Source organism: Streptomyces violaceusniger Tu 4113 (assembly GCF_000147815.2).
Lineage (GTDB): Bacteria > Actinomycetota > Actinomycetes > Streptomycetales > Streptomycetaceae > Streptomyces > Streptomyces violaceusniger_A.
This window is the reverse complement of record NC_015957.1, coordinates 1651652-1675795: the sequence shown is the minus strand read 5'-3', so window position 1 is coordinate 1675795 and position 24144 is coordinate 1651652. Positions and strand designations below refer to the sequence as shown.

The following is a 24144-nucleotide window of genomic DNA, read 5'->3' as shown; positions in this document are numbered from 1 at the left end:
TCATGCCTGAACAGAAGCCCGTAACCGGCGCCCCGCCCCTCCAGACCGCGGACCGCGTGCTGAACGTGCTGCTCGCCTTCGACCGCGAGCGCCCGGAGTGGGGCGTTACCGAGATCGCCGAGGAGTTCGGGCTGGACAAGTCGGTGGCCCAGCGGCTGCTGGCCGCGCTGGCCTACAGGGGCTTCCTGGTCTCCGACAAGCGCTCACGCCGCTATCGGCTGGGCCCGGCGGTGTGGCATCTGTCCTGGGTGTGGGAGCGGGGCGGCGGCATGGCCAGCCTGGCCCGGCCGATCCTGGAGGCGCTGGCCGAGACGGTCGGGGTGAACACGCTGTTCGCGGTCCCGGACGGGGTGCACATGCGCTGCGTCGCGGCGGTGGACGGGGCCACCGGCCCGCTGCGCTACTACGTGCTGGCGGGCGAGCTGTACCCGGCGCACGCCGGCGCCACCTCCCGCGCCTACTTCGGTATGCTCCCGCCCGGTGACCGGGCCGTGCTGCTGTACGGCCGCCCGATGGCGCGCTTCAGCGAGCACACACCGACCGATCCGGTGCGGCTCGAGGAGCGCTTCTCCGAGGTGCGGCGCGACGGCTACGCCTACTCCGAGGGCGAGTACGATCCGGACAGCGCGGCGCTCGCGGCGCCGGTTCTGGTGGGCAGACGTCCGGTGGGCACCCTGACTCTGGCCGCCGCCCCCGAGGTGCTGCGCCCCCGCCGGGAGCAACTGATCGCGCCGCTGCTGCAGGGCGCCGCCGATCTGGGCAGGCTGCTGACGCCGACCCGGCCGCGGCGCGCCCCGCGTCGCTAGCGGCGCTGAGCGGCGCCAATCCGCGTGGCGTACCACCCACCCCGACAATTCACCCAAATCCCCCCCATTCCCCCTCACCGGCCTAGTCCTCCGTTCCACCGTTCCACCGTTCCGCCAGAAAGGCCCCCTCATGCAGTTGCTGCTGCTGTCGAACTCCGCCGCGCCCGGTCGCGGCTATCTGGACCACGCACGCGAGGAGATCGCCTCGGTGCTGGACGGCGCGCGCCGGCTCGTCTTCGTGCCGTACGCGCTGGCCGACCACGACGGCTACACCGCCAAGGTGGCCACGGCCCTGGAGCCGCTGGGCGTGGAGGTCACCGGTGCGCACACCGCCGACGACCCGGCCGAGCTGGTGCGCGGGGCGCAGGCGGTGTTCGTCGGCGGTGGCAACAGCTTCCGGCTGCTCAAGGCGTTGCACGAGCACGATCTGGTCCGGGCGATACGGGAACGGGTGGCCGCGGGCGCGGTCTACATGGGCTCCAGCGCGGGCACCAACATGGCCTGCCCGACCCTGCGCACCTCCAACGACATGCCCATCGTCCAGCCGCCCACTTTCGAGGCGCTGGGGCTGCTGCCGTTCCAGATCAACCCGCACTACCTCGACGCCGATCCGGACACCGCCCATATGGGCGAGAGCCGGGCCCTGCGGCTCGAGCAGTTCCTGGAGGAGAACGACGTCCCCGTGGTCGGGCTGCGCGAGGGCACCTGGCTGCGCCGGGACGCGGACCGGCTGACACTGGGCGGCATCGACGCCGGGGCGATCCTCTTCCGCAGGGGCGAGGACCCGGCGGAGCTGCGCCCCGGCGCCGATCTGAGCGCGCTGCTGCGGGAGGAGTCGCGCTTCGACTCCGCCGCGCACTCGTCCTGACCGCGGGGCCGGGCGCCTTACTCACCGACCGAGCCGTCGGCCAACTCCCGTACGACATCGAGCTGTCCGGCGTGGCGGGCGTACTCCTGGAGCAGGTGGAAGAGGATCCAGCCGAGCGTCGGGGCCTCGGCCTCGGTGGCGAACCGCCCACCGATGGCCGCCCGCCGCTCCAGCGGTACGCCCGCCACGGTCGCCCGCGACCAGGCGCACTGCTCCTCGTACCGCGCCCGCACCTCGCCGGACGTCATGCCCTCGGGGACCCGCCATCGGTCGTCGGGGCCGCGGTCGCCCCAGGGCTCGTCCACGGCCTCGCCCAGGAATCCCCAGCGCAGCCAGCGCCGTTCGACATGGGTCAGATGGTGGAGCAGCTCCAACGGGGTCCACCCGGACGGCAGTCGGCTGGTGCGCAGCTCGTGCTCCGAGAGGCCGTCGAGCTTGTTGGGCACGACGGAGCGGAAGTAGTCGAGATAGGCACCGAGCATGTGGTGAGGCTCGGTCAGCGAATGCGGAGGCTCGTCGATCGGATTCACGAGGTCGGACATGGGGGCGATGCTACGGAACGCCACCGACATCGGGCATTGCCGAATTTGACCGTAAATCACCGTCATGCGAACACGGCATAGCTGTCAACGGACGCTTTCCGGACAAGTTCTTGTCGCGATCCTGACAGGTCAAGTCCAGTGATGCCACTCTTCCCTCGGCCGAGACGCCCGCACTCCCACGGTGTGCAGGCCCAAGGCCATACCCTCACACCCCCGGTCGCACCGCGGCCGCGCCCCGTCGTTCGTCTGCGGCAGGGCGCACCCGGGAACGCCAGGGGACGGTAACCCGCTCTGCCCTGCCCTGCCCGGACGGCGACCCAGCCGCCCGGTCGTCCCGGCCGTGCCACCGTGCGGCCAGCGCAGAAGGAGTCAGCGTGAGATCCCTCCCCCAACGGCACCTCAGACCCAGCGCCCGCAGATCCGGTCGCACCCCAGGTCATCGAGCCGTCGCGGCCGGTGCGCTGGTCGTCGCGGCGGCGATGATCGGCGTCGGCTTCCAGAGCGGCACCGCCGCCGCCCGCCAGGACGGCGCCGCGGACCGCCCCGCCGCCCGCACGATATCCGGCGCCCCCGACCCCGGCGCCCTCCCCGCCAAGCTCTCCCCCGCCCAGCGCGCCGAGCTGATCCGGAAGGCCGACGCCGCCAAGGGCGAGGCCGCCAGGGGCCTCGGGCTCGGCGCCAAGGAGAAGCTGGTCGTCAAGGACGTCATGAAGGACGCCGACGGCACCACCCACACCCGTTACGAGCGCACCTACGCGGGGCTCCCCGTCCTCGGCGGCGATCTGGTCGTCGACCGGGCGAAGAGCGGTGCGCAGTTGACCGTCGCCAAGGCGACCAAGGCCCGGCTGACGGTGCCGACCACCACCGCCGCCGTCGCGCCCGCCACCGCCGAGAAGGCCGCCGTGAAGGCGGCGAACGCGCAGGGTTCGCGGAAGACCGAGGCCGAGCGGGCGCCCCGCAAGGTGATCTGGGCCGCGAAGGGCACCCCGGCCCTCGCCTTTGAGACGGTCGTCGGCGGCCTCCAGGAGGACGGCGCCCCGAACGAGCTGCACGTCATCACCGACGCGGCCACCGGCGCGAAGCTGTTCGAGTTCCAGGGTGTCAAGAAGGGCACCGGGAACAGCCAGTACAGCGGCCAGGTGGCCCTCGGCACCTCGGGCAGCGCGGGCTCGTACAACCTCACCGACTCCGGCCGCGGCAACCACAAGACGTACGACCTCAACCGCGGCACCTCGGGCACCGGCACGCTCTTCACCGACGCCGACGACGTCTGGGGCAGCGGCACCACCTCCGACGCCGCGACCGCCGGTGTGGACGCGCACTACGGCGCCGCCGAGACCTGGGACTACTACAAAAACATCCACGGCCGCGAGGGCATCAGGGGCGACGGCGTCGGGGCGTACTCCCGGGTCCACTACAGCAGCGGCTATGTCAACGCCTTCTGGCAGGACGCCTGCTTCTGCATGACCTACGGCGACGGCTCGGGCAATGCCAAGCCGCTGACCTCCATCGATGTCGCCGCCCACGAGATGAGCCACGGGGTCACCGCGGCCACCGCCAACCTCACCTACAGCGGTGAGTCCGGCGGGCTCAACGAGGGCACCTCCGACATCTTCGCCGCCGCGGTCGAGTTCTACGCGAACAACGCGAGCGACCCCGGGGACTACCTTATCGGCGAGAAGATCGACATCAATGGCAACGGCACCCCGCTGCGCTACATGGACAAGCCCAGCAAGGACGGGGCCTCCAAGGACAGTTGGTACTCCGGTGTCGGCAATGTGGACGTCCACTACTCGTCCGGCATCGCCAACCACTTCTTCTACCTGCTCTCCGAGGGCAGCGGCGCCAAGGTCATCAACGGCGTCAGCTACGACAGCCCGACCTACGACAACCTCCCGGTCACCGGCATCGGACGGGGCAACGCGGAGAAGATCTGGTTCAAGGCGCTGAGCCAGCGGATGACCTCCAACACCAACTACGCGGGCGCCCGTGACGCCACGCTGTGGGCGGCGGGCGAGCTCTTCGGCCAGGGCAGCGCGCAGTACAACGCGGTGGCGAACGCCTGGGCCGGGGTCAACGTCGGCACCCGGATCGCCGACGGGGTCACCGTCACCCCGCCCGGCGCCCAGACCAGCATCGTCAACCAGGCCACCAGCCTGCAGATCGCCGCGACCAGCTCCAACCCGGGCGCGCTCGGCTACGCGGCCGACGGGCTGCCCGCGGGCCTGTCGATCAACTCCTCGACCGGCCTGATCTCCGGAGCCCCGACCACCGTCGGGTCGAGCCAGGTGACGGTCACGGTGACCGACTCGGCCGGCAAGACCGGCACGGCGTCCTTCGCCTGGACCGTGAACACCAGTGGCGGCAATGTCTTCGAGAACACCGCGGACATCGCCATCCCGGACGCGGGTGAGCCGATCACCTCGCCGATCGCGGTGAGCCGGGCCGGGAACGCGCCGAGCAACCTCCAGGTGAGCGTGGACATCGTGCACAGCTACCGCGGCGACCTGGTGATCGACCTGATCGCCCCGGACGGTACGGCCTACCCGCTCAAGAGCGCGAGCCTCTTCGACTCGGCGGACGACGTGCGGACCACGTACACCGTGGACGCGTCCTCCAAGACCGCGGTCGGCACCTGGAAGCTGCGGGTCCAGGACATGTACGCGCAGGACACCGGCTACATCAACAGTTGGAAGCTGACCTTCTGACGGAGCCGTGAGGCTCACTCAGGACAGGCGCCGCCAGGGGTCGACCCGACTCCCCCTGGCGGCGCCTCTTCATGCCCTGACCCTGGTCCTGGCCCAGCGCTCCCCTAGCCGCTGACTGTTACGCCGAGCTGTCCGGAATTCGAAGGTTGATCAGCATTCAACGAACATTTTCCCTTCGACCTGTCATGAAACCCGTGACACGTCTTGGACTTGTATGACAGTCTGCCCAACGCATTACGCATCAGTACCTCTTGTTCAGCACCGGGCCGCACTTCCCCGCAGTCCGGCGCTGACCCCCCACAGCAACGAGGAGATCGCGTGCGCAAGACCTTCAGCATGCCCATATCCGGTGCCGGAAAGCGGCGTTCGGTGATCGCGGCCGGTACCGTGGTCGCCGCGGCGGCCCTGCTCGCCTCGGGAATGACCACCGGCACCGCGGGTGCCGCCCCGGCCAAGTCCGGCGGCCAGGCCACGGTGCTCACCGCCTCGGCCCGCGCCGAGCTGCTCCGCGAGGCCAACGCGACCAAGGCGGACACCGCCTCGTCGCTCGGCCTCGGCGCCAAGGAGAAGCTGGTCGTCAAGGACGTCGTCAAGGACGCCGACGGCACCACCCACACCCGTTACGACCGCACCTACGACGGTCTGCCCGTCCTGGGCGGCGACCTGATCGTCCACCAGGCCAAGGGCGGTGACGTCAAGAGCGTCACCAAGGCCACCAAGGCCACCGTCAAGGTCGCCTCCACCACGGCCGGGATCGCCCCGACCACCGCGGCCAAGGCCGCCGTGAAGCTGGCCAAGGCCGACGACACCACCAAGGCGGCGGCCGACCAGGCCCCGCGCAAGGTGATCTGGGCCGCCACCGGCAAGCCCGTGCTGGCCTACGAGACCGTCGTCGGCGGGGTGCAGAAGGACGGCACCCCGAACCAGCTCCACGTCATCACCGACGCCGCCACCGGCAAGAAGCTCTACGAGTACCAGGGCATCGAGACCGGCAAGGGCGAGAGCGAGTACAGCGGCTCGGTCGAGCTCGGCACCAGCAAGGAAGGCAGCGGTTTCACCCTGACCGACGCCGACCGCGGCGGCCACAAGACCACCAACCTGGAGAACAAGGAGGACGGCGAGGGCAAGGCGTTCACCGACGACGACGACAACTGGGGCACCGGCAAGCCGGACGACCCCCAGACCGCCGCCGTCGACGCCCACTACGGCGCCGCCGCCACCTGGGACTACTACAAGAACGTGCACGGCCGCGAGGGCATCGGGGGCGACGGCAAGGCCGCGTACTCCCGCGTGCACTACGGCGACAGCTACGTCAACGCCTTCTGGGACGACAGCTGCTTCTGCATGACCTACGGCGACGGCCAGGGCAACAAGGCCCCGTTGACCGCGCTCGACGTGGCGGGCCACGAGATGAGCCACGGCGTCACCTCCAAGACCGCAGGCCTGGAGTACAGCGGCGAGTCGGGCGGCCTCAACGAGGCCACCTCCGACATCTTCGGCACCGCCGTGGAGTTCAGCACCAAGAACACCACCGACGTCGGTGACTACCTCATCGGCGAGGCGATCGACATCAACGGCGACGGCACGCCGCTGCGCTACATGGACAAGCCCAGCAAGGACGGGCAGTCCGCGGACGCGTGGTCCGACGGCGTGGGCGACACGGATGTGCACTACTCCTCCGGTGTCGCCAACCACTTCTTCTACCTGCTGTCCGAGGGCAGCGGCGCGAAGGAGATCAACGGTGTGAAGTACGACAGCCCCACCTCCGACGGCTCCAAGGTCGAGGGCATCGGGCGGGACAAGGCCGAGAAGGTCTGGTACAAGGCCCTGACCACGTACATGACCTCCAACACCGACTACCACGCCGCCCGTGAGGCCACGCTGAAGGCCGCCACGGACCTCTTCGGCGCCGACAGCGCCGAGTACAAGGGCGTGGACGCCGCCTGGGCCGGAGTCAACGTCAAGTAACGAAAGTCCAGTCGGACGCACGACACACTGCCGGTGCCCGGGGCCTCAGGCCCCGGGCACCGGTATGTTTTATCCACGGCAAAGCGGCATCTTTGTCGCGTTGGGCGGAACCTTCGCCCAACTCCCCATCACAACTGGAGATACGCGTGGATTCACGTTCGACGTCAGCGATATCCGGCATATCACGTCTCAGACGTTCGCGTACCGCCCTCGCCGCCGGAGCGGCGACCCTGGCCGCCTCCCTGCTCGCCGCCGGCGCCACCGCCGGCTCCGCGAACGCGGCCGCACCTTCGGCCTCTTCGGCCTCTTCGACCCCCGCTACCTCTTCGGCCTCCCGAGCCGACGCCTCCACCGTCTCGCTCTCCCCCTCCGTCCGCGCCGAGCTGCTGCGCGAGGCGGGGGCGACCGCGGTTTCCGCCGCGAAGTCGCTGGGGCTCGGGGCCAAGGAGAAGCTGGTCGTCAAGGACGTCATCAAGGACGCCGACGGCACCACCCACACCCGCTACGAGCGCACCTACGCCGGACTTCCCGTCCTCGGCGGCGATCTGATCGCCCATCAGTCCGCGAGCGGCGCCTCCCAGGGTGTCGACAAGGCGACCGGCGCCGACATCAAGGTCGCCGACACCAGCGCCGCCGTCGCCCCCTCCGGCGCCGAGCGGTCCGCCCTGAGCGCCGCGCAGGCCGCGGGCGACAAGGAGACCGGCGCCAAGGCCGCCCCGCGCAAGGTGATCTGGGCCGCCACCGGCAAGCCGACGCTCGCCTACGAGACGGTCGTCACCGGGGTCCAGAAGGACAGGACGCCCAGCAAGCTGCACGTCATCACAGACGCCGACACCGGCAAGAAGCTGTACGAGTTCCAGGCCGTCGAGAACGGCACCGGCACCGGTCAGCACAACGGCAAGGTCACCGTCGGCAGCGTCCGGAGCGGCAGCCAGTGGCTGCTGAAGGACGCCGCGCGCGGCGGCCATATGACGTACAACCTCAAGCACGCGTGGGAAGAAACCAAGAAGGGGTCGGCGTTCTACGACGCCGACAACGTCTGGGGCAACGGCAAGCCCACCATCGCGCAGACCGCCGCCGTGGACGTCCACTACGGCGCCGCCATGACCTGGGACTACTACAAGAAGGTCCTCGGCCGTAACGGCATCAAGGGCAACGGCAAGGCCGCGTACTCCCGCGTCCACTACGGCGACGCGTACGAGAACGCCTTCTGGGACGACGACTGCTTCTGCATGACCTACGGCGACGGCGCGGGCAACAAGAAGCCCCTCACCGCGCTCGACGTCGCGGGCCACGAGATGAGCCACGGGCTCACCTCGGCCACCGCCAACCTGGAGTACAGCGGCGAATCCGGCGGGCTCAACGAGGCCACCTCCGACATCTTCGGTACCGCCGTGGAGTTCTACGCCAAGAACGCCAAGGACCCCGGTGACTACCTCATCGGCGAGAAGATCGACATCAACGGCGACGGCACGCCGCTGCGCTACATGGACAAGCCCAGCAAGGACGGTCTGTCCTACGACTACTGGAAGAGCGGTGTGGGCAACGACGACCCGCACTTCACCTCCGGTATCGCCAACCACTTCTTCTACCTGCTGGCCGAGGGCAGCGGCCGTAAGGTCATCGGCGGGGTGACCTACGACAGCCCGACCAAGGACGGCCGCACCGTCAAGGGCATCGGCCGCGCCAAGGCCGAGAAGATCTGGTACAAGGCCCTGTCCTCGTACATGACCTCGACCACCAACTACGCCAAGGCCCGCACCGCGACCCTCAAGGCCGCGAAGGCCCTGTACGGCGCGAGCAGCGCCGAGTACAAGGCGGTCGACAACGCCTGGGGTGGCGTGAACGTGAAGTAAGCCTCTCCGGTCGGCCGGGCGGGCGGGCGGCTCCGTGCCCGCCCGGCCGACCGGTGGCACCGCCCGGCCGACCGTTTGGCCGCCCCTACCGCCCGCCGACCGCGAGCTGACACGCCCGCTGGTTCTCCGCCGCGGAGCAGGGCAGATGACCGTGCTTCTCGACGAGGTTCCGCCCCGTGTCGCCCGCCAGATAGTCGAGGAATTTCGAGGTCAGGGAGTTCGGGGGCGGCACGGTGAAGGTGTAGGCGTACTCCGGCTCCCAGAAGGAGTACGTCCGCTCCCGCACCGCGTCGACGGAGGGCTTGCGTCCCTCCAGGGACACCAGGTGGAGTGCCCCCTTGCGGGCGCTCTCCTCGGCGGAATGCAGCTCGGCGTATCCGATCGCGCCGGGTGTGCGCGCCACCGTCTTCAACACCTCACCCGTGCTGTCGAGTTCACAGCGGATGACATGGTCCCTGGCGAATTTCGGGGTCCGGCAGTTGTCCGACGTCCGGGAGATCTCGTTGCCGCCCAGCACCCGGTTCTCGAAGACCCCGCGCGTTCCGGATTTCGCGTCCCGGCTCACCAGTCGCACCGGCAGATCGGGCCCGCCGTGTAGCTGATTCCAGTTGGTGATCCGGCCGGAGTAGAGCCCGCGGAGATCCTCGAGGGAGAGATCGGTTACCCGGACGTCCTTGTTCACCACCACGCTGAAGACGGACAGCGCCACCAGATGCTCCTTGAACTGGGGGTTCCCGTCTCCGTCCGGGCCATCGGAGAAGGCCAGATACGCCGGGAACCCGTCCTTCGCCGCCTCCCCGGCATCGATCAGCGTCTTCGTACCGCGCCCGCTGCCCTGCGCCTCCACGGTGACCTGCGCACCACGGCAGTCGCCCTGATACGCCGCGCCCACATCCTGCGTGACCGGCTTGAACGCGGTCGAGCCGACGATCGTCAGGTTTCCCTCGGCACATCCGCGCGGCAGCGGATCGTCCCGCAACAACTGCGTGCCGAAGGGCTGGAGGATCAGCAGTGCCAGCAGACTGCCGATGAGCCCGAGCACCCGGTTGCTGGGCCGCCGGAACTTCTCGTTGTTACGGATCCTGCCTTCCTTGATCCGCCCGCCCACATGCGGCGGCTTGTCCGTCCCGGCGCCCGTCAGCAGCACCAACAGCTTGAAGTGATCCCCCTTGTTCAGCGGCACTCGGGGCAGGGAGATCTCATTGCCCTCACAGACCAGCCCCGGGTTCTCAGGCGTCCCGTGCTGCGGAAGGTGGCGCAGCAGATCCGGATGGCTGGGCTCGGTGACCGCCACGTCCCGCACGATCCGATTGGGAAAGGTCGCGGTGAGCCCGCGGTGGTTCGTCGCCGGTGCGGTGATGTAGTCGTCGGTGTCAAGGCTGCGGAATCCGTCGTTCTCGATCCGCAGCAGGACGAGTGAGGCACCAGCCAGATCCGGGGTATTCTCCAGCATCCGCAGCCGCTGATGAACCGGCCCGTCCTGAGTGCTGTCGTCTATCAACGTGTCCATCTGCACGCGATAGCCGATACGCTTCCGCCCGGGGATCAGCCGCTCGTACGAGAGCCCCCCGAGCGTGACGATCACACCGAGAAGCGCCAGCAGATTCTCGGGCGCCGTCAACTGTTCCAGCCACTTCACGATTTCCCCCCGTGCATGCCATGGCTTCAGGGGGGCGAATGTACGCTCCAAGAACGCTTACGGGGCCGATGTGGCCCACCTCTCATGCGATGTTCCTCCCGTGTTCAACCACCCCACCAGGACGTCGCTGATGGCGTCGGTGATGGCGTCGGGGTGGCGGGCGTCAGGCGCCGTCCGGCGCGACCTGGTGGCCGAAGACGATTCCGACCAGGGGGCTTCCGTTCACCCAGTCCTCGAGCTGGGTCGGCTGGACGATACGCGCGGGATTGTGGGGCTGGTTGAGGTCGTCGACGATGTCACGGAGGACGCGTCGGCGTTCGGCGGGATCGGTGACGGGCCGGGCGGTGGCCGGAAGGTCGGCGCGGATGCCGTTCTTGAGGTGGAAAGTGAAGGCGGGGTGGGCTTGCAGGTTCGCGTACCAGCTTCGCTTTCCGGGCAGACCGCTGAGGTAGTTGGTCTCGCCGACGCGGTAGAACCAGATCTCGATGCGGCGGGGCCTGCCGGTGCGGCGGCCGGTGGTGGTGATGTCGGCGGTCCGTGCCCGTGCGGTGGAGGCACGGGTGAGGGCCAGCGCCTGGCAGATCGCATCCTGCATCGTCGTCTCCTGAATCGTCCGGCGGCCGGGATCGTCCGGCGGCCGGGATCGTCCGGTGACCGGGACGTCCGGTGACCGGGCGGCGGTCCGGCCACCGGACGGGTGGGTCATGCGCTCCGGGCGCGGGTCATGCTCTGCGGGCGGCGGAACGGGAAGGTGCCGGCGGCGAGGTCAGAGGTGGACCATGACGGTCTTGGTCTCGGTGTAGGCGTCCAGGACCTCGATGCCGTGCTCGCGGCCGATGCCGGACTGCTTGAAACCGCCGAAGGGCACGGTGCCCGCGCTCATATCGGCGTAGGCGTTGATCCACACGGTTCCGGCCCGCAGGCCGCTCGCGGTGCGGTGGGCGCGTTCCAGGTTCGTGGTCCATACCGAGGCGGACAGGCCGTAAATGGTGTCGTTGCCCTGCGCGATGGCGTCGTCGGCGTCGGTGAAGGTCATCAGGGCGGCGACGGGGCCGAAGATCTCCTCGCCTACTACCCGGGCGTCGGCTCCGACGTTCTCGATGAGGGTGGGCGGCATGTACAGGCCCTCGCTCCCGCCGGCGGTCTCCAGCGTGCCGCCCTCCTCGCGGGCGATGTCCAGGTAGGAGGAGACCCGCTGGAAGTGCTGGGGTGAGGCCAGCGGTCCCATCCGGGTCTCGGGGTGGAAGGGGTCGCCGAGGGTGTACGCCTTCATCTCCCGCAGCAGCAGCTCGCGGAACCGCTCCCGCACCGACTCCTGGACGAAGATCCGGCTCCCGGCGACGCAGCCCTCGCCGCTGCCCTGGGCGAATCCGGCGACCGCCCCCTTGGCCGCCGCCTCCAGGTCGGCGTCGTCGAAGACGATCGTCGGGGACTTGCCGCCCAGTTCCAGCGTGACCCGCTTGAGGTCCTTGCTGGAGACCTCCAGGATGCGCTTGCCCACGGCCAGCGACCCGGTGAAGGAGATCTTGTCGACCTCCCGGTGGCCGGTCAGGGCCTCCCCGGTGGTGGCGCCGCCGGTGACGATGTTGACCACACCGTGCGGCAGGTCGGTTTCCAGCAGCAGTTCCCCGATCCGCAGGGCCGACAGCGGCGACCACTCGGCCGGCTTGGCGACCACGGTATTGCCGGTGGCCAGCGCGGGGCCCAGCTTCCAGGCGAGCTGCAGTACGGGGCCGTTCCACGCGGTGATGGCGCCGACCACGCCCAGCGGCTGGCGCAGGGTGTAGTGGAACGCCGAAGGGTCGGACGGGGCGGTCTGGCCGTAGATCTTCGTCGGCCAGCCCGCGTAGTGGCGCAGAACCTCCACCGAGTGGTCCACCAGCCAGCGCGTCATCCACAGCGGGCCGCCCATGTCGAGCGAGTCCAGCACGGCCAGTTCCTCGGCGTGGGCTTCGAGGACGTCGGCGATCTGCAGCAGGACGCGGCTGCGCCGGTAAGGGGTGATTGCGGCCCAGGACGGCGCTTCGAAGGCGCGCCGGGCCGCGGCCACGGCGCGGTCGACGTCCTCGGCCCCGGCCGAGGCGACCGAGGTGAGGGCCTTGCCCGTGGCCGGGTCGAAGGTCTCGAACGTCTCGCCGGAGCGCGCGGAGGTCCACGCACCGTCGATCAGCAGCTTCTTGGCCGGGCCGGTCAGGAAGGCAGGCGCGGGACGCGCCGCGGGATCCACCGTGAGGGGGGTGCTCACTGAAACTCTCCTCGCAAACGAACTGGTTCGTTCTTCTCACTGGACCGTAGCCCGCATCCGGGCGCAGCGCAAACGAACCAGTTCGTTTCCCTTGAGCCCGGCGCTCTCGTATGTTCGCGGGACGCCTGGCCGCACCCTGCCCGTGGCGGTGTTCGTTGGTTGGCTGGAGCTGATCAGCGAGGAGCCGCAGCCGACGGGACGGATCTCTGAGGAGGCATCGTGAACCAAGAGGACATGGTCGCGCTGTGGGAGCAGCACACGGCGTACGAGTTCGTCATCAAGGACGCCGACCTGGCACCACGTCCCGACCACACAGGAGGACGTGTGGCGAGGGTGGTGACTGACAGCGGGACAGACGGTCACGGCGCTCGTCGCCACATGTCGCTTCGGCGTACTGGAGCAGCAAAACGGCGGCGCCGTGCAGCCGAACCGCCTGCCACACGGCGCCGCCGCCTCATGCAGGGTCAGTCAGGCAAGGGCATGCGGATGACGGGGTCGAAAGGGCGCTTCTGGAAACCGGTCCGCAGGTTGCGGCAGTCCGGCGCCTTGCACATGAAGAACTCCTCGACCGTCTTCCGGCCTGTCCGGTTCTTGAGCCAGGCCTTCTCGTCGGCAGTGAGGCGACGGTGCAGCTCGTCGGATCCACAGGTGTAGCAATACATCTTCTGGTCTCGCACGACACCTCCTGAAGCGGGCGGACAGCCAACCATGAGCCTATGAGGCATGTCGGACATCGGTCAGCACGGAACAGGACAACTCGGAACGCGCCTCGGCTCAGGTGGTGGCACCGACAGGACAGGCAATCTCCGGACGCATACGGTGCGGACTGCACGCGACCAGACACACGGACAGGAACCGCTGCCCCGTGAGGTACCAGCCGCCGACCACGTCCTCGCCACTCGCCACCCGCTCGGTCATGCGGCCGATCGCGTCGGCGAGCCGGGCGGTGTCGCGGTCGTAATCCGAGGCGAACGCCCTTACGGAAGCCCGCACTTGCTGGCCGAACCATTCGGCCGCCTGCCGAGGATCGCCCCATGTCCCCTGGACGAAGGAGACCGGCTTGAGCAACCAGTGCGCGCATTCCAGGGGAACGGCCTTGCTGGATCTGAACTCCGGATGCAGGGGACGTCGGGGGCCGTCTTTAAGTAATTCCTGGGCGGACCCGAGCCAGGTGTAGCCGTGATGGTGCATGTGCTCGCTCTCTCGGTGAGAACGGCCCCCACGCGGAGTGAGGGCCGCCCGTCCAGCTCACGTACCTACTGCCGGCCGCAGCCGTCACCATCGCCACATCCGCCCTGCTGGCCGCCCTCGGTCGGCCCGTCGTCCTCCGGGTCCTGCCGGATGATGGCCTTGAATCCGCGTAAGCGCATCGAGATGATTCCCTTCGGTGCTGCCGACGCGGGGGCTCTCCTCGCGCCGTCGTGCACATGCACCCGTTCCGCGCTGGGCTCGACCTGCCAGGGCTCCGGTCCAGCCGGGACGGGGGTTTCAGAGACCGCTCACCGAGTGGTGGCCTTCTTGGTGTGCTCCTCCAGCGCGGCACGCATGAGGATGTCCGCGAGCCGGTTCGCACTGTCGAGCGGAATACGCCCCAGGGCGACCATCGGATGACCCGAGACGGTCACCTCACCCCGCAGGACCGGCCAGAACAGGGCCTCGTCCTTTTCGCCATGGGGCATGGATACTCCGGAGTGAAGCCGAGACGGCCCAGTGCGTCCCGCAACAGTTCGGCGACCGCCCTTGCTTCGGCTCTGGCCGACTGGTGACGTGCGGAGCGCATGGCGTCGATGTGTTCTTCGGTGATTTTCATGGCAGGCAGCTCCCCGTACGTGTGAGTGACGGAGACGCTACGGAGTGAATCAATGCCTGCTCAACGAGGTTGCTCGAAGTTGCTCGGGGATCTCAGCCGAGCGAGCTGGCCGCTGCGGAGATCAGCGCTCGTGCCGCCGCACCGTAGACCGCATGTTCGGTCAGCTCACCGAAAGTCTGGGCATACATCGCGATCTCGCCTGGCTGGGTGATCGTCAAGAAACCTGAAACCAGCTCGACATTGACCTCGGCCGCGTCAAAGATCCAGAAGCTCTCGACGGGCCAGCGAACCCGATCCGGCCGCATAGGGACCACGCCCACGCTGACGTTGGCCAGCGAACTGATGGTCAGGAGATGCGCGAGTTGGTCTGCCATCGTCTGCGAGCCTCCGATACCGGAGCGCAATACGGATTCCTCGACGAGGAAGGCGAAACGACGCTCGCCGGTATGCAACAAACGTTGACGTTGCATACGGGTGGCCACGGCAGCCTCGACGTCATCCACAAGCCCCCTGCGCTCGCGGATGGCACACAGTGCCGCCGTCGTATACGCGCGGGTCTGGATCAGTCCAGGTATCAGCCAGGACGAATAGACCCGAAAGCGGGTGGTGCGCTCGTACAGCGGCAGACGCTCCTCTTGGGCGCGGCGGAGACCTGCCCGCTCCATACGGCGCCACTCAACCCACATACCTTGCGCTGTGCGGAGCGACACGATCAGATCTGCCGTCTGTTCCGGTACGCCGCAATGTTCTGCCCAGGACCGAACGTCGTTCGGCGAAGGGGATGTCCTGGCGTGCTCGATCTTGCTGACTTTGGACGGGTGCCAACCGCAGAGAGTGGCGAGCGCCCGTCCGGTCAGCCCCGCGTCATCGCGGATCTCACCGAGGCGAGCGCCAAGGGCTTGCCGTGCCTGGTGCGCACTGGAAGAAGGTGAGGCGGACATGGGCAACGGTTTCGCTCAAAGTGGCCGGTACTCCGCATGCGGTACGGCCCGCTCCCAGACGGCCTCGAACGCCGATCCACACAGCTTTGCCACTGCGGGTTCGGTCCGTACATCCATACCCGTCGCAGGGTCCCAATTGCCGTCGCCGTCGAAGTGATTGAAGATCACGACCTCATCATCGATGACCCAGCAGTCCGCGCCCGGCAGGGCCAGATCTGCCGCCTCCCTTCGGGGCAGCCATCGGACCTTCTCGCCGGCCGCGATGTTGTGGCGCTCAGTCACGTCGTACTCAAACTTGATGTATTCGCTGACGGGTTCGGAGACGATACGAGCCCGCCTCATTCGAACGCCTCTGGCCGTGGTCGCCACCACCACGTCGAACCAGCTTCGCCACCGCTCAGCGGGGTCAAAGTGCACACCGGCGCGCCAGTCGGCGAAATCAGGGTCGTCTGGCGTGTAGATGTCGCGCAACTCCAAATGGACTGCCGAACGCCGCGCGGAAGCCAGAGCCTCACGTACCGCCGTTGCCATTTTTGACCTCGCTATCAGGCTGAGGGATGAACTGGCGCATGTTCGCCGGGAGCCGGATCACCGTCTCGTGGTCGGGCACATCGGTTGTGTGGCCAGGAACCGACCCCACCTCCTGGCACTGCCTGAGTGTTGCGTCGTCCGCCTTCCACGACTGGATGATCAGATCACCGGAGTCTTCGTCCAGCCAAATGGTGGGCGAGCCGTCGTTCGGAGTATTCGGATAGATCCCCAAGAACTTTAGTGCCACGGCCGCCTCCTGTGCCGAGTCGCTCACCGACAGCGCACGACTCTCCACTCGTAGGGAAACCCGGTCAAGGGCGCATAGGCGCCAAAGCGGGAGTGCGAGCACGCGCGATCAGGGCTCGGCAGGGGCGGCCCATGACCTCGCTCGGCCCCGATGTGGCCGCCTAGCCATCCTGGCCCCCGCGCCATGTGGCGCGGACCCGGCGCCATGCCTCGATGACGGCCGGGATCTTGGACAGGAGCTCTGCTGACAGGGTCAGTATCAGTCCGGCGAGGCCGAAGGCCGCGAGGACGAGGAGGGTGACGGTGTCCCAGTCCACCAGTTCTCAACCCTTCGATCGGGTGGTCGAACCGATGGCCCGGCAGGCAGCTCAGCCCGACCACCTCTTGTGGTGGTCAGCTGAGGTCCTGCCGACGTCCAAGATCTCAATACGTACGGACGGAGGGCATCGCTCTCCGGGACCGTCGGCAATTCCGGTCACCGCATGGGCGGCGGCCGGCTTTTTTCGTGCACCCCGAGACGTCGGGCATGGGGTGGCACTTTCCCCCGTGCCGGACGGTCCGTGGGCAGTTTAGCCGCCGAAGGCTCAGCGCATCAGGACTCCCGCCGCCTCGGTCATGGAATCGCCGGGCAGCGCGGTGAGGCCCAACTCGGGGGCGGTGGCCAGGAGGTGGTGGGTGGGGAGGATGCGGACCGTGTAGCCGAAGGGGCCGGTGCGGTCGAGGGCCAGGGGGCCTTCGTAGAGGCGGCGGCCTTCGGCGTCGGGGCCCGTGGTGGGTTTGAGGGGGACGTGGGTGGCGTCGGTGATGCGGTCGGTGTCGTCGACCCGGCCCGCCACCGCCTGGACCTCCACGTCCGCCGGGGCCAGTCCGGCGAGGCGCACCCGGACCCGCAGGGAGAGCGTCGAGCCGAGTTCGGCGGCGCCGCCGGGGGCGGGTGGGGTGAGCTGGGCCTCGACGTGGTCGACGGTGACGCCCGGCCAGGCGTCGCGGATCCGGGATTTCCAGGTGGCCAGTTCGGCGGCCGACACCGGGTCCAGCGCGCGGTGGGAGCGGGCGGCCGGGGCGTAGAGCCGCTCGACGTATTCGCGCACCATGCGGCCCGCGAGGACCTTGGGGCCGAGGGTGGTGAGGGTGCGGCGGACCATGTCGATCCAGCGGCCGGGGAGACCGTCCGGGCCGCGGTCGTAGAAGCGCGGGGCGATCCGCCGTTCCAGCAGGTCGTAGAGGGCGGTGGCCTCCAGGTCGTCGCGGCGGGTCTCGTCGACGGCGTCGCCGTCGGCGGTGGGGATGGCCCAGCCGAAGTCCGGCTCGTACCACTCGTCCCACCAGCCGTCGAGGACGGAGAGGTTGAGACAGCCGTTCAGGGCGGCCTTCATGCCGCTGGTGCCGCATGCCTCCAGTGGGCGCAGCGGGTTGTTGAGCCAGACGTCGCAGCCGGGGTAGAGCTGCTGGGCCATGCCCATGCCGTAGTCGGGCAGGAAGACCAGGCGGTGGCGCACCCGGGGGTCGTCGGCGAAGCGGACGAGTTCCTGGACCAGGCGCTTGCCGCCGTCGTCCGCCGGATGGGCCTTGCCCGCGACGACGATCTGGATCGGCCGCTCGGGGTGGAGCAGCAGCTCCATCAGCCGGTCCGGGTCGCGGAGCATCAGGGTGAGCCGCTTGTAGGAGGGGACGCGGCGGGCGAAGCCGATGGTGAGGACGTCGGGGTCGAGCACCCCGTCGATCCAGCCGAGCTCGGCGGTGCCCGCGCCGCGCTGCCGCCACGAGTCGTACAGCCGCTGCCTGACCTCGGCGACCAGCCGCTTGCGCAGGGTGCGGCGCAGCTCCCACAGCTCGGCGTCGGGCAGGTGGCCGAACTGGCGGGCGCCGAGCCGGGTGACCTCGGGGGCCGTCCAGGTGGGTGCGTGCACCCCGTTGGTGATGGAGGTGATGGGCACCTCCTCGGGGTCGAAACCGGGCCAGAGCCCGGCGAACATCTCCCGGCTGACGCGGCCGTGCAGCGTGGACACCCCGTTGGCGCGCTGGGCCAGGCGCAGCCCCATCACCGCCATGTTGAAGAGGTTGGGCTCACCGCCGGGGTAGGTCTCCATGCCGAGCGCGAGGACCCGCTCGACCTCGATTCCCGGCAGCTCGGCGTCGTCACCGAAGTGGCGGGCGACCAGCTCGCGGTCGAAGCGGTCGATTCCGGCGGGGACGGGGGTGTGGGTGGTGAAGACGGTCCCGGCCCGCACCGCCTCATGGGCGGTGCCGAAGTCGGCCCCGTCGGCGATCAGTTCGCGGATGCGCTCCAGGCCCTGGAATCCGGCGTGGCCCTCGTTGGTGTGGAAGACCTCGGGGCCGGGATGGCCGGTGAGCCTGCAGTACGCGCGCAGGGCGCGGACGCCGCCGATGCCCAGCAGCATCTCCTGCAGCAGCCGGTGCTCGCTGCCGCCGCCGTAGAGCCGGTCGGTCACATCGCGCTCGCCGTGGCCGTTCTCCTCCACGTCGGAGTCGAGCAGCAGCAGCGGCACCCTGCCCACCTGGGCGTGCCAGACGCGGGCGTGGAGGGGACGGCCGCCGGGCAGGGTGAGCGGGATCCGGACGGGCCGGCCGTCCGCCTCGCTGAGCTGCGTGAGCGGCAGCTCGTTGGGGTCCAGGACCGGATAGTGCTCCTGCTGCCAGCCCTCGCGGGAGAGCGACTGCCGGAAGTAGCCGTGGCGGTAGAGCAGTCCGACGCCCATCAGGGGCACGCCGAGGTCGCTGGCGGCCTTGAGGTGGTCACCGGCGAGGATGCCCAGGCCGCCGGAGTACTGGGGCAGGGCGGCGGTGATCCCGAACTCCGGCGAGAAGTAGGCCATCGCGGCGGGCAGTCCGGAGGGTACGGATGCGCCTGGGGGTACGGACGGTACGGACGCGCTTGAGGGCGCGGGCCCATCGGAAGGCACGGCCCGGCCGGGCCCCGGACCCGCGCGGTCCTCCGCCGCGGTCCGCCCCTGGTACCAGCGCGGGCCGGTCAGATAGTCGTGCAGATCGTCCGCGGCCGCCGTAAGACGGCGCAGGAAGGAGCGGTCCTCGGCGAGGTCCGCGAGCCGGGAGACGGGCACGGCGCCCAGCAGCCGCACCGGGTCCCCGCCCGACTCCCGCCATCCCTCGGGGTCCACGGACTCGAAGAGCTCGCGGGTCTGGGGATGCCAGGACCAGCGCAGATTGCGCGCCAGCCGGTGGAGCGGTCGCAGGGGCTCCGGAAGCACGGGACGCACGCTGAATCGTCGAATGGCCTTCACCCTCCGACGGTAGCGGCCGACGAGTCCCCGTTTCGGCTGTTTCGCCCCGCTCCCGAGAAGTCGGCCCGAAGGCGGCAACCTTTCCGGCCAAGGGGGCGACTAGGGGGCACACCTTCCCCCCATGCCTTGGAGGACCACGTGCGCTCTCGGGACAGTTCGCACACTCCGCCCCCCGCCCGTCCGCCCGGATCCGCCCCGCCGACGAGCCGGAAGGGGCCGGCCCGCGGCCGGATGATGGCCGCCGCCTGCGTGGCGGGGGCGCTGACCGTCACCACCCTGACGGGCGTCTCGGGGGCCGCCGAGACCGCGGGAGCCCCGAAGGCCGGGGCCGGGACCAAGGCCGCGGCCCAGTTGGAGAAGCTGGACCGGGGGCTGGTGAGCGTGCACACCGGCAATGACAACCTGGTGAGCTGGCGCTGGCTGGCCACCGACCCGAACGAGGTGACGTTCAACCTCTACCGCGGCGCCGTCAAGGTCAACTCCTCCCCCATCACCACCACCAACTACCTGCACAAGGACGCCCCCAACAGCGCGGACTACACCGTGCGGGCCATCGTGGGCGGGGTCGAGCAGCCCGCCTCGCCGAGCGCGACGCAGTTCCGCCCGGGGTACTACGACGTGCCGATCTCGCCGCCGGCGGGCGGTTCGGACTACATCTACGAGGCCAATGACGCCTCGGTCGGCGACCTCGACGGCGACGGCGATCTGGACTTCGTCCTCAAGTGGCAGCCGACCAACGCCAAGGACAACTCGCAGTCGGGCGTCACCGGCAACACCGTCGTGGACGGCTACACCCTGCAGGGGCAGCGGCTGTGGCGGATCGACCTGGGCCGCAACATCCGCTCCGGCGCCCACTACACCCAGTTCCAGGTGTACGACTACGACGGCGACGGCCAGGCCGAGGTCGCGATGAAGACCGCGGACGGCACGGTCGACGGCGCCGGGAAGACCATCGGCAGCGCCTCCGCCGACTACCGCAACTCCAGCGGCTATGTGCTCAGCGGGCCCGAATATCTGACGATGTTCAACGGGCGCACGGGCGCCGCGATGAGCACGGTGGATTACGTCCCGCCGCGCGGCACCGTCTCCTCGTGGGGCGATTCCTACGGCAACCGCGTGGACCGCTTCCTGGCCGGGACGGCGTATCTCAACGGCTCCACCCCCTCACTGATCGAGGCGCGCGGTTACTACACCCGCACGGTGATCTCCGCCTGGAGGTTCAGCGGAGGGCAGCTCACCCGTCAGTGGACGTTCGACACCAACAGCTCCACCAACACCGGCAAGGGCTACGACGGCCAGGGCAACCACGCGCTGGCGACCGGTGACGTGGACGGCGACGGCAGGGACGAGATCATCTACGGCTCGATGGCCGTGGACGACAACGGCTCGGCGCTGTGGACCAACAAGAACGGCCACGGCGACGCCGCCCACCTCGGCGACCTCGACCCCGCACGCCCTGGCCTCGAGTACTTCAAGGTGGACGAGGACTCGTCCAAGCCGGGCTCGTACCTCGCCGACGCCCGCACCGGCCAGGTGCTGTGGTCGACCGCGTCGGGCGGCGACAACGGGCGCGGCGCGGCCGGCGACATCTGGGCGGGCAACGACGGCGCCGAGATGTGGTCCGCGCGGGACGACCAGATCCGCGACGAGGGCGGCGGCGCCAAGGGCCGCAAGCCCTCCTCGATCAACTTCCTGGCCTGGTGGGACGGCGATCCCGTGCGCGAGCTGCTGGACGGCACGCATATCGACAAGTACGGCACCTCCGGTGACACCCGGCTGCTCACCGGCTCCGGGGTGCACTCCAACAACGGCACCAAGGCCACCCCGTCGCTCTCCGGCGACATCCTCGGCGACTGGCGCGAGGAGGTGGTCTGGCCGACCAGCGACAACAAGGCGCTGCGGATCTACTCCACGCCGTACGAGACCGACCGGAAGATCACCACGCTGCTCCACGACCGGCAGTACCGCGAGGCGCTGGCCTGGCAGAACACCGCCTACAACCAGCCCCCGCACCCCAGCTTCTTCCTCGGCAACAAGATGGCGACCCCGCCGCGTCCGGCCATCACCACCCCGTGAACCCCCTGAACCCCCTGAACCCCTTTTCCCCCGCACACCCCGACAAGGAGATCCGACATGGCTGAACAACGCACCAGGCACCGCGCGATAGCCGGCGTCCTCGGCGCCGTCGCCCTCACCGCGGGCGCGATCACCACCGGGCTGACCCTGCCCGCGGCCTCCGCGGCCACCTGGCCCACGCCCAGCGGCACCCCGCAGGCGGTCTCCAAGACCATCGGCGTCAGCGGGACCACCGACGGCGGCATGAAGCGCTACTACGGCTCCGGCGACCTCGGCGGCGACGGCCAGGAGGAGGACCAGGGCCCGCTGTTCGAGCTGAAGGACGGCGCCACCCTGAAGAACGTCATCCTCGGCGCCCCGGCCGCCGACGGCGTCCACTGCGAGGGTAGCTGCACCCTGCAGAACGTCTGGTGGGAGGACGTCGGCGAGGACGCCGCCACCTTCCGCGGCACCGGCAAGACGTTCAACGTGATCGGTGGCGGCGCCCGCAAGGCCGCGGACAAGATCTTCCAGTTCAACGGCGGCGGCACGCTCAACATCTCGAACTTCGCCGGCCAGGACTTCTCCACCTTCGTCCGCTCCTGTGGCAACTGCTCCTCGCAGTACAAGCGCACCATCAATGTGAGCAACTCCGAGATCACCGCCCCGGGCAAGGTCATCGGTGGGATCAACACCAACTACGGCGACTCGCTGACCCTGCGCGGCATCACCATCGTCGGGGACAGCAGCAAGAAGATCGTCCCGTGCCAGAAGTACATCGGGAACAACACCGGCGCCGAGCCGAGCAAGAACGGCAGCGGCCCCGACGGCACCTACTGCAAGTACAGCTCCTCCGACATCACCTACAGGTGATCGCCGGATAGGCCGGACCGCACGGACCGCCGCGCGCCGTGCCTGACCCTCACCGGGACAGGCACGGCGCGTGCCCGTCCCACCCAGTCTTTCCATCACCCCCTGGTCGGGGCGCTGGAGCGAACTGGAGCTGTGAGTTCGCATAACTCACAAGCCGGCACGTCAATGTGAAGCCGGGCTCGTCGTCGGAGGCGGCGCTGCGGCTGCCGGCGCGGGAGGCCGTCACGTTTTACGCCCCCTGATGCGCCCTTGTCGGGATCTTTCCTCTCACGCGAGGCTTGCGCCGTCGAGTTGGGGAGGGGATCGCTCCATGGCATGCGCATCTTCGGGCCGCCGGCGCAGGGTGGGGGCGCCGGCCGCCGTCGTCGCGGTGGTCCTGGTGGCTCTGTCACCCACCCAGACCGTTCCCGCGCAGGGGGTCCAGGCCACGGGCGGGGCGGGGACCCACGGCTATATCGTCGCCCTGAAGCGGGGCGCGGGAGCGCCCGCGGCAGCGTCCGGGGCGGGCCGGGCGCTGGTCGAGCGGTACGGGGCACGGGTGCGCCGGGTCTACAGCAGCGCGCTCAACGGCTATGCGGTACGGGCGAACGCGGCGCAGGCCGGGCGGCTGGCGGCCGATCGGCGCATCGCCTCGGTGACCCGGGACGAGCCGGTGTCCCTGCGCTGGACCCGGGTGCGGCGGATGGCCCCGCCCCGCGCCCAGGCGCGGCCGCCGTGGGGCCTGGACCGGATCGACCAGCCGGAGGGGCCGCTGGACGGGGCGTACACCGCTCCCGGCGGCGGCGGGCGCGGGACCACGATCTATGTCATCGACTCCGGGGTCCGCGCCTCCCATGCGGACTTCGGCGGCCGGGCCCGCTCCGGCTGGGACTTCGTGGACGACGATCCGGTGGCCGAGGACGGCAACGGCCATGGCACCCATGTGGCCGCCACGGCGGCGGGTACCCGCTATGGCGTGGCGAAGAAGGCCGCGATCGTGGCCGTCCGGGTGCTGGACGACCGGGGCGAGGGCACTGTCGCCCAGGTACTGGCCGGAATGGACTGGGTGCTGCGACACGCCAGGCGGCCCGCCGTGGTCAATCTGAGCCTGGGCTCGGCGGCGGCCACCCCGCTGCCCGAATGGGACGCGGCGGTGCGGACGGGGATCGCCGCCGGTCTGGTCTTCACCGTGGCGGCGGGCAATCAGGACCGGCCCGCCGCCGCGTTCTCGCCGGGCCGGGTGGCGCCGGCGCTCACGGTGGGCTCGACCGACCGCGCCGACCGGCGCTCGGGCTTCTCCAACTGGGGCCCCGGCATCGACCTGTTCGCGCCCGGCGACCGGATCGTCTCGGCGTCGAATACGAGCGATACGGCGACCAGGACGCTGTCGGGCACCTCGATGGCGGCCCCGCATGTCGCGGGCGCCGCCGCGCTGTATCTGGCCGGCCACCGCTACGCCACCCCGGCCCAGGTCGGCGCGGCGCTGATAGCCGAGGCGAGCAGGGGCCGGGTGCGCGGCGCGGGGGCGGGCTCACCGAACCGTCTGCTGCGGGTGGCCAACTGACGTAGCGACAGAACGCATCGCGTGGATCGGCCCCGCCTACGGGCGGGGTCGATTCATGCACCCGGCGTTACGGACCGGTAGTTCACGGGAACCCGGATTGTCTCCCCGTTCCACAGGGGAAGGCTTTCCACGCGCGCCCCCCATGGCCGACCTCATCCGCCCACCAGAGTGAACGCGGACAGGAGCTGTCATGCCCGCAACCCATCGCCCGGCGGCAAAACCGATACAAAGGACAAAAGCCGCCCTAGCG

General features: G+C 69.6%; 20 protein-coding genes. 8 read left to right on the top strand and 12 right to left on the bottom strand.

Features of this window, described 5'->3' with window-relative positions; genetic code table 11:
- Window positions 1–2: 2 nt before the first annotated feature.
- Complete coding sequence (locus tag STRVI_RS07505) at window positions 3–806, top strand: IclR family transcriptional regulator (protein ID WP_014055029.1); 804 nt, start codon at window positions 3–5, stop codon at window positions 804–806.
- Between the two features lie 130 nt (window positions 807–936).
- Window positions 937–1674 carry a dipeptidase PepE gene (gene pepE / locus STRVI_RS07500; RefSeq protein WP_014055028.1) on the top strand — a complete coding sequence of 246 codons (738 nt, stop codon included), beginning with the start codon at window positions 937–939 and terminating at the stop codon, window positions 1672–1674.
- 17 nt (window positions 1675–1691) lie between these two features.
- On the opposite strand, the gene STRVI_RS07495 is transcribed toward pepE, so the two are convergent.
- Window positions 1692–2216 (bottom strand): DinB family protein, encoded by a 525-nt coding sequence (locus STRVI_RS07495; protein WP_043238163.1) that lies wholly within the window; start codon window positions 2214–2216, stop codon window positions 1692–1694.
- Window positions 2217–2695: 479 nt separating this feature from the next.
- Here STRVI_RS07495 and STRVI_RS07490 point away from each other — a divergent pair, with 479 nt between their 5' ends.
- From STRVI_RS07490 to STRVI_RS07480, 3 genes are all read left to right on the top strand, one after another.
- On the top strand, window positions 2696–4924 hold the full coding sequence (locus tag STRVI_RS07490; RefSeq protein ID WP_043235528.1) for a M4 family metallopeptidase: 2229 nt from the start codon (window positions 2696–2698) through the stop codon (window positions 4922–4924).
- A 336-nt stretch (window positions 4925–5260) separates the two neighbouring features.
- A complete protein-coding gene (locus STRVI_RS07485) occupies window positions 5261–6892 on the top strand; it encodes a M4 family metallopeptidase (protein WP_043238161.1) in 1632 nt (543 codons plus the stop codon).
- 146 nt (window positions 6893–7038) lie between these two features.
- Window positions 7039–8748 (top strand): M4 family metallopeptidase, encoded by a 1710-nt coding sequence (locus STRVI_RS07480; RefSeq protein ID WP_014055024.1) that lies wholly within the window; start codon window positions 7039–7041, stop codon window positions 8746–8748.
- 85 nt (window positions 8749–8833) lie between these two features.
- Here STRVI_RS07480 and STRVI_RS07475 read toward each other — a convergent pair whose 3' ends face one another.
- The 11 genes from STRVI_RS07475 to glgP all read right to left on the bottom strand — a co-directional run bounded on the left by STRVI_RS07475 (window position 8834) and on the right by glgP (window position 19423).
- Window positions 8834–10387 carry a phosphate ABC transporter substrate-binding protein gene (locus STRVI_RS07475; RefSeq protein WP_014055023.1) on the bottom strand — a complete coding sequence of 518 codons (1554 nt, stop codon included), beginning with the start codon at window positions 10385–10387 and terminating at the stop codon, window positions 8834–8836.
- A gap of 163 nt (window positions 10388–10550) precedes the next feature.
- The gene (locus STRVI_RS07470) at window positions 10551–10982 is read right to left on the bottom strand and encodes a nitroreductase/quinone reductase family protein (RefSeq protein WP_014055022.1); all 432 of its coding nucleotides are present in this window, start codon (window positions 10980–10982) and stop codon (window positions 10551–10553) included.
- A gap of 171 nt (window positions 10983–11153) precedes the next feature.
- Entirely contained in the window at window positions 11154–12632 is a 1479-nt protein-coding gene (locus STRVI_RS07465) for an aldehyde dehydrogenase family protein (protein ID WP_014055021.1), read from the bottom strand.
- A gap of 464 nt (window positions 12633–13096) precedes the next feature.
- The gene (locus STRVI_RS07460; RefSeq protein WP_078505686.1) at window positions 13097–13294 is read right to left on the bottom strand and encodes a hypothetical protein; all 198 of its coding nucleotides are present in this window, start codon (window positions 13292–13294) and stop codon (window positions 13097–13099) included.
- A gap of 112 nt (window positions 13295–13406) precedes the next feature.
- A complete protein-coding gene (locus STRVI_RS07455; RefSeq protein ID WP_014055019.1) occupies window positions 13407–13823 on the bottom strand; it encodes a hypothetical protein in 417 nt (138 codons plus the stop codon).
- Between the two features lie 308 nt (window positions 13824–14131).
- Window positions 14132–14311, bottom strand: coding sequence for a hypothetical protein (locus tag STRVI_RS07450; RefSeq protein WP_014055017.1), 180 nt, complete (start codon window positions 14309–14311; stop codon window positions 14132–14134).
- A gap of 223 nt (window positions 14312–14534) precedes the next feature.
- Window positions 14535–15383: a helix-turn-helix domain-containing protein gene (locus STRVI_RS07445; protein ID WP_014055016.1), complete on the bottom strand. Its 849-nt coding sequence runs from the start codon at window positions 15381–15383 to the stop codon at window positions 14535–14537.
- A gap of 15 nt (window positions 15384–15398) precedes the next feature.
- Complete coding sequence (locus STRVI_RS07440) at window positions 15399–15914, bottom strand: DUF6879 family protein (protein ID WP_014055015.1); 516 nt, start codon at window positions 15912–15914, stop codon at window positions 15399–15401.
- The gene (locus STRVI_RS07435; RefSeq protein ID WP_014055014.1) at window positions 15895–16161 is read right to left on the bottom strand and encodes a hypothetical protein; all 267 of its coding nucleotides are present in this window, start codon (window positions 16159–16161) and stop codon (window positions 15895–15897) included. The genes STRVI_RS07440 and STRVI_RS07435 overlap by 20 nt, the downstream gene beginning before the upstream one ends.
- A 160-nt stretch (window positions 16162–16321) precedes the next feature.
- Entirely contained in the window at window positions 16322–16477 is a 156-nt protein-coding gene (locus STRVI_RS52520; RefSeq protein WP_014055013.1) for a hypothetical protein, read from the bottom strand.
- Between the two features lie 267 nt (window positions 16478–16744).
- Window positions 16745–19423, bottom strand: a complete 2679-nt coding sequence (glgP, locus tag STRVI_RS07430; RefSeq protein ID WP_014055012.1) for an alpha-glucan family phosphorylase — start codon at window positions 19421–19423, stop codon at window positions 16745–16747.
- 234 nt (window positions 19424–19657) lie between these two features.
- Between glgP and STRVI_RS07425 the strand changes: the two genes are divergently transcribed.
- From STRVI_RS07425 to STRVI_RS07415, 3 genes are all read left to right on the top strand, one after another.
- Window positions 19658–21499: a rhamnogalacturonan lyase gene (locus STRVI_RS07425; protein WP_043238151.1), complete on the top strand. Its 1842-nt coding sequence runs from the start codon at window positions 19658–19660 to the stop codon at window positions 21497–21499.
- 57 nt (window positions 21500–21556) lie between these two features.
- Complete coding sequence (locus tag STRVI_RS07420) at window positions 21557–22351, top strand: pectate lyase (protein ID WP_014055010.1); 795 nt, start codon at window positions 21557–21559, stop codon at window positions 22349–22351.
- Between the two features lie 310 nt (window positions 22352–22661).
- Window positions 22662–23894, top strand: coding sequence for a S8 family peptidase (locus STRVI_RS07415; protein WP_014055009.1), 1233 nt, complete (start codon window positions 22662–22664; stop codon window positions 23892–23894).
- Window positions 23895–24144: the final 250 nt, after the last annotated feature.